At 67.6% G+C, this 7,112-nt stretch carries 9 protein-coding genes; 6 read left to right on the top strand and 3 right to left on the bottom strand.

Annotation, left to right across the window (positions count from 1 at the left end):
- Positions 1–286: 286 nt before the first annotated feature.
- The 3 genes from AC1REK_RS13550 to AC1REK_RS13540 all read left to right on the top strand — a co-directional run bounded on the left by AC1REK_RS13550 (position 287) and on the right by AC1REK_RS13540 (position 2,438).
- Positions 287–907, top strand: coding sequence for a glutathione S-transferase family protein (locus tag AC1REK_RS13550; protein ID WP_492270866.1), 621 nt, complete (start codon positions 287–289; stop codon positions 905–907).
- Between the two features lie 65 nt (positions 908–972).
- Complete coding sequence (locus tag AC1REK_RS13545) at positions 973–1,485, top strand: hypothetical protein (protein ID WP_492270865.1); 513 nt, start codon at positions 973–975, stop codon at positions 1,483–1,485.
- A 164-nt stretch (positions 1,486–1,649) separates the two neighbouring features.
- Positions 1,650–2,438 carry a YdcF family protein gene (locus tag AC1REK_RS13540; protein WP_492270864.1) on the top strand — a complete coding sequence of 263 codons (789 nt, stop codon included), beginning with the start codon at positions 1,650–1,652 and terminating at the stop codon, positions 2,436–2,438.
- Here AC1REK_RS13540 and AC1REK_RS13535 read toward each other — a convergent pair.
- Both AC1REK_RS13535 and AC1REK_RS13530 read right to left on the bottom strand, forming a co-directional pair.
- Positions 2,408–2,710, bottom strand: coding sequence for a DUF3253 domain-containing protein (locus AC1REK_RS13535; protein WP_492270863.1), 303 nt, complete (start codon positions 2,708–2,710; stop codon positions 2,408–2,410). The genes AC1REK_RS13540 and AC1REK_RS13535 overlap by 31 nt on opposite strands.
- A 30-nt stretch (positions 2,711–2,740) precedes the next feature.
- Positions 2,741–3,436 (bottom strand): DUF599 domain-containing protein, encoded by a 696-nt coding sequence (locus AC1REK_RS13530; protein WP_316020385.1) that lies wholly within the window; start codon positions 3,434–3,436, stop codon positions 2,741–2,743.
- A 108-nt stretch (positions 3,437–3,544) separates the two neighbouring features.
- On the opposite strand from AC1REK_RS13530, the gene AC1REK_RS13525 reads away from it, so the two are divergent.
- The 3 genes from AC1REK_RS13525 (at position 3,545) to AC1REK_RS13515 (ending at position 6,291) form a co-directional block, all read left to right on the top strand.
- The gene (locus tag AC1REK_RS13525; protein ID WP_492270862.1) at positions 3,545–3,955 is read left to right on the top strand and encodes a rhodanese-like domain-containing protein; all 411 of its coding nucleotides are present in this window, start codon (positions 3,545–3,547) and stop codon (positions 3,953–3,955) included.
- A 20-nt stretch (positions 3,956–3,975) separates the two neighbouring features.
- A complete protein-coding gene (locus AC1REK_RS13520; RefSeq protein WP_492270861.1) occupies positions 3,976–4,152 on the top strand; it encodes a hypothetical protein in 177 nt (58 codons plus the stop codon).
- Positions 4,153–4,494: 342 nt separating this feature from the next.
- A complete protein-coding gene (locus tag AC1REK_RS13515) occupies positions 4,495–6,291 on the top strand; it encodes an ABC transporter ATP-binding protein (protein ID WP_327520650.1) in 1,797 nt (598 codons plus the stop codon).
- 159 nt (positions 6,292–6,450) lie between these two features.
- On the opposite strand, the gene AC1REK_RS13510 is transcribed toward AC1REK_RS13515, so the two are convergent.
- Positions 6,451–6,969 carry a gamma-glutamylcyclotransferase family protein gene (locus tag AC1REK_RS13510; protein WP_492270860.1) on the bottom strand — a complete coding sequence of 173 codons (519 nt, stop codon included), beginning with the start codon at positions 6,967–6,969 and terminating at the stop codon, positions 6,451–6,453.
- Positions 6,970–7,112: the final 143 nt, after the last annotated feature.

Raw genomic sequence — 7,112 nt, 5'->3', positions numbered from 1 at the left:
CGTCACCGTCGCAAAAATCCTCGCCAGGGAAGGCGACTCCCTCGCCGTCGACGCCGTCATCATCGAATTCGCGTGAGCGCTTCGTCATTGCGAGCACCCGGGTCTTGCCTTCAGCAAGCCCGAGTACTGGCTCCTCGAAGCAATCCAGAAGCATAGAGCTATGCCGTCCCTGGATTGCTTCGTCGGCTGACGCCTCCTCGCAATGACGGGCGCGCCTGACCGCGCCGCTTGCCTTCGTTCGCCCGCCGTCTGATTGTCGCGCCCCCATGATACGAAGGTGGCGAACATGCTGACGATCTTCGGGCGGATCAGCTCGATCAATGTGCAGAAGACGGTGTGGGCGGCGGGCGAAGTCGGTCAGCCCTTCGAGCGGATCGATATCGGCGGGCAGTTCGGCGGCAACAGGGAGCCGGCCTATCTCGCCAAGAACCCGAACGGCCAGATCCCGACGCTGGAGGACGGCGAAATCTGCATCTGGGAGTCGAACAGCATCGTACGCTATCTCGCCGCCCGTTACGGCGCCGGCTGGATCTGGGAGGAGGACCCGGCTCGCCGCGCCGATGCCGACCGCTGGATGGATTGGATGCTGTCGGAACTCCAGCCGGCGATGACCCCGGCATTCTGGGGGCTGATCCGCAAGACGCCGGGCTATACCGAGCCGGCGGTGATCGAGGCCTCGATCGCCAGGGCCGAAGCGAAGTTCGATATCCTCGAGGCGCATCTGGCCGGACGGACCTATCTCGCCGGCGAGCGCTTCGGCATGGCCGACATCACGGTCGCGCCGGGCGCGCATCGCTGGCTCAACATGCCGGTGCCACGCAAGGAGCGGCCCAATCTGGCGCGCTGGTACGCCCATGTCTCGGCGCGCCCGGCTGCGGGGCCGGCCCTGCCGCTGCCGGTCACGTGAAGAGTGCCGGCGACGTGAAGAGTGCTGGCCTTGACCGCGCGGCGGCGCCCGGCATGATCGTGACGATGCGTCAGACGACACTCCTCGCCACGGCATTCCTTCTGGTTGCGGCCGCGCCGGCCCTGGCGCAGGCGCCGAACAACAGCGTGCAGTCGGCCGACCGGCTGCAGATCGCTTCCTGCATGCGGCAGAGCGCGGCAGCGACTGCGGCCTGCATCGGCTCGGTCGCCGTCCCTTGCGTCCGTGCCGCCAGCGGAGACCGCCGCGATGCCGAGATCGCCTGTGCCAGGCGAGAGGAGGCCGTGTGGCGCGAGCGGCTGACGCTGGCGACGCAGATGCTGGGCCGCTCGCTCGATGCCGGCGGGCGCAGCCAGTTCACCGCGCTGCAGCTCGCCTGGGAGGGTTTTGCCGTGCAGAAATGCGCCTTCTATGGCAGCGCTCAGCCGCCGGCCCGCTCGGCCGGGCTGCAGGCTGGCTGCGAGCTGCGCGAGGTCGCGCAGCGCGCGCTCGAGGTCGAGCGTTTCGCGGCAGGGCGCGGGCGCCGCGCTCCGGCGAGCCCACCGCAGATCATCAGATAGGTCTTTGCCACCAGCGCAGTAACCTACGATGGATTCCGGGACTGCGTCGCTTCGCGGCTTGCCCGGAATGACGAAGCAACAAGGGTAGAACTTACTTTAGCCGCCGGTCCTAACCTCCCGTCAGCTTTCATCCGCTATGGAAAGGCCTGCGCAGAAAGGCCGCCATGTTCTTCGCCCTCTCTAAGATCGTCTGGTTCCTGGCTTCGCCGGTGAACCTCGCCATTGCCGGCCTCGCGCTGGCGAGCATGCTCGCCTTCACGCGCTTTGCCCGGGCCGGCCGCTGGCTCGGCCTGTTCTGCGCCACCGTTCTGGTCGCGCTCGCCTTCAGCCCGCTGTCGCGCATTCTGGTGCGGCCTCTGGAGGATCGCTTTCCGCAGCAGGTGGTGCATTCGGGAAAGGTCGACGGCATCATCGTGCTCGGCGGCGCGATCGGCGTCGCGCGCGAGGACATCGTCCTCAACAACGCCGCGGCGCGGATGACCAAGGCGGTGGAGCTGGCGCGCGCCCATCCCGAGGCGAAGCTGGTCTTCACCGGCGGCGGCGCCAATCTGCTCTCGCAGGTGGTTCGAACCGAGGCTGACGGGGCGCGCCTGCTCTTCCTCGGCCTCGGTCTGCCGGAAGACCGCCTCGTGCTCGAGGACCAGTCGCGCAACACGCTCGAGAACGCCGTGTTCACCCGCAGGCTGGTCGATCCGAAACCCGGCGAGCGCTGGCTTCTGGTGACCTCGGCCTGGCATATGCCGCGCGCCATGGGGGTGTTCCGCCAGGCCGGCTTCGACGTCGAGGCCTTCCCGGTCGATTTTCTCTCCAGCGGCGAAAGAGCCGATTTCTTCAGGCCCTATCGCAAGGCGGCGCGCGGGCTCGATATCGCCGACGATACCTTCAAGGAGTGGGTCGGCCTCGTCGTCTACTGGCTTGCAGGCTACTCGGATTCGCTTTTTCCCGGCCCGTAGTCCTCACCGGCTTCCGGCAGGCGCAGGCGATAGACGCCGCGGAAATCGTCCGGGTCGACCGGCCGTCCCTTGCGGGTGATCACCAGCCTGCCATCCTTCATCAACTGCACCGCGACCCGCCGGATCGGCTGCATCAGCGGCCCCCAGCCATCGGGATGGTCGCCGCCGAGGGAGCGGGCAACGTCCATCGGGCCGAGCGTGCGCCCGTCGCCGCGTTCGGCAGCCAAGCGCAGGATCGTCTCGGCGAGGTCTTCGTCTGTCGGTCTGGTCATGGCGCTTGCTGAGCCGCGGAGCGGCCTTCGTCAAGCCGCCCGGCTTCCCGCGCCGACGGCGGCGGCCGAATCCGAGACGAATTGCCGGCGCCACATCACCGTCAGCACCGCCGCGGTCGCGATCAGGAAGAGCCATGGCGAGATGAACCAGCCGAGATAGGCCAGCGCGAAGAAGAAGGCGCGCTGGCCGCGGTTGAAGTGCAGCCCGGCGACGATGTTCATCTTCACCGCCTCACGCGCCGCGGCGAGCGTCTCCGGCTTGTCGGCCTCGGTATGGGGCGGGATCGCGCCGATCAGGATGGCGCAGTAGTTGAACAGCCGGTAGCTCCAGCCGAACTTGAAGAAGGCATAGGCGAAGATCACCGCGAGCCCGATCACCTTGATTTCCCAGGCGGCGCGCGTGGTCGGCGTCGCGAAGGGCAGGTCGGCGAAGATCTGGACGACCCGGTCGGCCGATTGCAGCAGCGTCAGCGAGCCGCCGATGGCGATCAGCGAGGTCGAGGCGAAGAAGGCGGTGCCGTTCTGCAGGCCGTTCATCACCTGCGTGTCGATGATTCGGTTCTCGCGCTTGACCGATTCCATGATCCAGCGCTCGCGGCGCTCGTTCATCAGCGTGTTAAGACTGCGCTTCGCATGCGGGCCGACCTCGACAGCCAGCAGATAGCCGATCCAGGCGGCAGCGAAGAATGCGATCGCGATAAAGTCGAGCGTTCCGAATCCGGCCATGAGCCCCTCCGGCCGGCAGATTGGCGAGCGTGCAGCGTGCGGGCAAGCCCGCGATTGACGAGCGCCGCGCCAGCCGCCACCTTGCCGGTCTCGCAAGGGGAGGCCGGGATGCCGCAGACGATCACCAAAGGCTACAAGGCATTGCTGGCCGAGGCCGAAGCCAAGGTGAAGACGCTTTCGGTCGAGGAGGCGCAGGCGCTGTCCGGGCGCGACGACACGGTCTTCGTCGACCTGCGCGATCCGCGCGAGCGCGAGCGCGAAGGCAAGATGCCCGGCGCCTTCCATTGCCCGCGCGGCATGCTCGAATTCTGGATCGACCCGGAAAGCCCCTATGCCAAGCCGGTCTTCCAGGAGGACAAGCAGTTCGTCTTCTTCTGTGCCGGCGGCTGGCGCTCGGCCCTGGCGGCGCAGGTGGCGCAGGAGATGGGGCTGAAGCCGGTCGCGCACATCGCCGGCGGCTTCGGCGCCTGGAAGAAGGCCGGCGCGCCCTTCGAAGAGCCCGAGCCCAGGAAGGCCTGAGAAGGGCAGAGCCTCCGTCCTTGTCGCATGTCCTGATCATCCTCGCGGTTGCGGCCTTCCTGTTCCGCAAGCCGCTCGGCCGCCTGATCGCCCGGCAGTTCCCGGACCGGGCGAAGCGCCAGCGCGTGCTTGGCACGATCATCGCCGGCTTCCTGCTGGTGGTCGGGATCAGGCTGCTCGCACTGTTCTGGAAATAGGGCCGCTGCGAATCGCCGCGCGCGAGTGACGGCCTATTCCGGCGGGAATGTGAACGCTTCCCTGCCGCCAGCTGCAACCACCCCATGCATAAGATGCCGCTTGCACAATAAGCGGGCATGCGGCATTCTGTCTTTCTGGCTCCAACTCACGAAAGGGAGGGCTGAATGCAATTCTTCATCATCGCCACTCCCCCAATGCGGTCCTTCCACTAGGTCGGACTCGCCCGCGGCCCGCCTTCTCGGCGGCCCGAGCCAATATTTCCATCGCTTTTTCTGAAGCCCGCGGCCGCGGTCGCGCTTCATCTTGATTTGGAGCCGGTCTCTCGCTGACCGGATGCTTTCATGTCTCTTTCCTCGAAATCGGGGCGGCGGGAGCCGTTCCGTGCCGTTCTCGGCTTCACTTTTTCGCATTGGGGCCGCCAGCCCGGGCGGGTCGCGGGCGTCGTCCTCACGGTGATGGCGGCGACGGCCGCCGACCTGTTCATGCCGCTCTATGCGGGGCGGCTGGTCGATGCGGTCTCGGGCGAGCGGGCGGCCGGGCTCGATCCGGCGCTCTGGGCGCTCGGCATGATGATCGCGCTCGGCGCCGGCACGGTGTTGTTCCGGCACCTGTCCTTCGTCGGTATCACCGAGATGACGCTGCGCACCATGGGCGACGTCGCCAGCGAGGCCTTCGCGCGCCTGCAACGCTTCTCGACCGACTGGCACGCCAATAACTTCGCGGGCTCGACGGTGCGCAAGATCACCCGCGGCATGTGGGCGCTCGACCTGCTCACCGATACCGTGCTGATCGCGCTGCTGCCTTCGCTGGTGGTGCTGCTCGGCACCACGGTGCTGCTGGCCTGGCATTGGCCGGCGATGGGCGCCGTCGTGCTCGCCGGCGCGGTGATCTACATCGCGGTGACGGTCGCGCTCTCGCTCGGCTATGTCGCGCCGGCGGCGACGCTCGCCAATAGCTGGGACACGCGGCTCGGCGGCGCGCTCGCCGATGCGATCTCGTGCAATCCGGTGGTCAAGGCCTTCGGCGCCGAGGGCCGCGAGGATAGCCGCCTTGCCGGGGTGGTCGCGAAATGGGCCCAGCGGACGCGCCGCACCTGGCTGCGCGGCACGACCTCGGGCACGGCCCAGCAGATCGTGCTGCTGGGTCTGCGCGCGGCGGTGATCGGCCTCGTGATCTGGCTCTGGGCGCAAGGGCAGGCGAGCCCGGGCGACGTCGCCTTCGTGCTGACCAGCTACGCGGTGGTGCATGGCTATCTGCGCGATGTCGGCCAGCACATCCACAACCTCCAGCGTTCGGTGAACGACATGGAGGAGCTGGTCGCGATGCACGAGCTGCCCTTCGGCGTGCCGGATCGTCCCGGCTCGACGGCGATGGACGTGACCGCGGGCGAAATCGCCTTCGAGCGGGTGACCTTCCACTATGGAGGCCACATCGAGCCGCTCTATCGCGACTTCTCGCTGACGATCAAAGCCGGCGAGAAGGTTGGCCTGGTCGGGCGCTCCGGCTCCGGCAAGACGACCTTCGTCAAGCTGGTGCAGCGGCTCTACGACGTCACGGACGGGCGCATCGCCATTGACGGGCGCGACATCGCGACGGCGACGCAGGCGTCCTTGCGCGCCCAGATCGCGATCGTGCAGCAGGAGCCGGTGCTGTTCCACCGCTCGCTGGCCGACAACATCGCCTATGGCCGGCCCGGTGCCAGCCAGGCGCAGATCGAGCAGGCGGCGAAGCTCGCCAATGCGCATGAGTTCATCATGCGCCTGCCCAAGGGCTACGGCACGCTCGTCGGCGAGCGCGGCGTCAAGCTCTCGGGCGGCGAGCGGCAAAGGGTGGCGCTGGCGCGGGCCTTCCTGGCCGATGCGCCGATCCTGATCCTGGACGAGGCGACGTCGAGCCTCGACTCGGAATCGGAGGCGCTGATCCAGGAGGCGATGGAGCGGCTGATGGAAGGCCGCACCACCATCGTCATCGCGCACCGGCTCTCGACGGTGCGCGCCATGGACCGGATCCTGGTCTTCGACCGCGGCACGGTCGTGGAGGAGGGGCCGCACGAGGCGCTGCTGACGCGCGAGGACGGTGCCTACCGGGCGCTGTTCGAGAAGCAGGTCAGCGAGCTGGCGAAAGGGCTGGTGGCGTAGTGCCTTCCTTCTCCCCTTGCCGGAGAAGGTGGCCCAAAGGGCCGGATGAGGGAAGGGCCACATTCGTGGCCCTTCCTTCTCTTTTGCGTCCGCGCTGCCCTCATCCGACAGCGCTGCGCGCTGCCACCTTCTCCCCCAAGGGGAGAAGCAAAGGGCCTGCTACTTCGGCGCGGCGGCGCGCGGGCGGACGCCCGGGACGGGGCCGGGCGGCAAGGCCTCGCTGGCATCCCGATTCAAGGACTTCAGATCGAGATTCGGCTTGCTCAGAAACTGAGTCATGCCGGCGAGGTAAGTCTCTGGCAAAGCCCACTCTTTCGCTGCGGCGACGACCTGTTCGAGATAGCCGGGCTTGGGCTTTCCTGGCGTGCCGCTGCGCCCGATATAGATCAGGGCGCGCTTCGCCCCGCCCTCGACGATCACCGGCTGGCTGATCTTGACGTAGAGGCCACTGGCGAGATCCTCGAACTTGTCGAGCGTGCGGATGTCGCCGAGCGCGCAATCCCACAGCACGCCATGCACGCTTTCGCGGGGATCGCGGATCACCGAGGCGTAGCCGTCGGTGTTGACGATGAAGCGGTGGCGCGGCAGCCGGGCGAGGCCGAGCGGCTTCGAGCGCGGGCAGCGCTGCGCCATCCCGGCGACGTCCATGTTCAGGCCATAGGCGAAATAGAGGGGCATGGGTGTGTGCCATCGGCGTGATTTCCTTCTCCCCTCGGGGGGAGAAGGTGTCTGCGAAGCAGACGGATGAGGGCGGTTCGACCGGGTGAGACGAAGGCAGCTTGTAGCAGTCCTGCCCTCATCCGTCAGCGCTGCGCGCTGCC

Source organism: Allobosea sp. GW823-FHT02B03, assembly GCF_058797755.1.
Note: the sequence above shows the minus strand (reverse complement) of the source record. Positions and strands in the feature narration are given on the sequence as shown.

What these genes read in the sequence shown, in the direction of transcription:
- AC1REK_RS13550 (WP_492270866.1), top strand. Translation starts at nt 287, where the DNA reads ATGCTGACGATCTTCGGGCGGATCAGCTCGATCAATGTGCAGAAGACG.
- AC1REK_RS13545 (WP_492270865.1), top strand. Translation starts at nt 973, where the DNA reads ATGCGTCAGACGACACTCCTCGCCACGGCATTCCTTCTGGTTGCGGCC.
- AC1REK_RS13540 (WP_492270864.1), top strand. Translation starts at nt 1,650, where the DNA reads ATGTTCTTCGCCCTCTCTAAGATCGTCTGGTTCCTGGCTTCGCCGGTG.
- AC1REK_RS13535 (WP_492270863.1), bottom strand. Translation starts at nt 2,710, where the DNA reads ATGACCAGACCGACAGACGAAGACCTCGCCGAGACGATCCTGCGCTTG.
- AC1REK_RS13530 (WP_316020385.1), bottom strand. Translation starts at nt 3,436, where the DNA reads ATGGCCGGATTCGGAACGCTCGACTTTATCGCGATCGCATTCTTCGCT.
- AC1REK_RS13525 (WP_492270862.1), top strand. Translation starts at nt 3,545, where the DNA reads ATGCCGCAGACGATCACCAAAGGCTACAAGGCATTGCTGGCCGAGGCC.
- AC1REK_RS13515 (WP_327520650.1), top strand. Translation starts at nt 4,495, where the DNA reads ATGTCTCTTTCCTCGAAATCGGGGCGGCGGGAGCCGTTCCGTGCCGTT.
- AC1REK_RS13510 (WP_492270860.1), bottom strand. Translation starts at nt 6,969, where the DNA reads ATGCCCCTCTATTTCGCCTATGGCCTGAACATGGACGTCGCCGGGATG.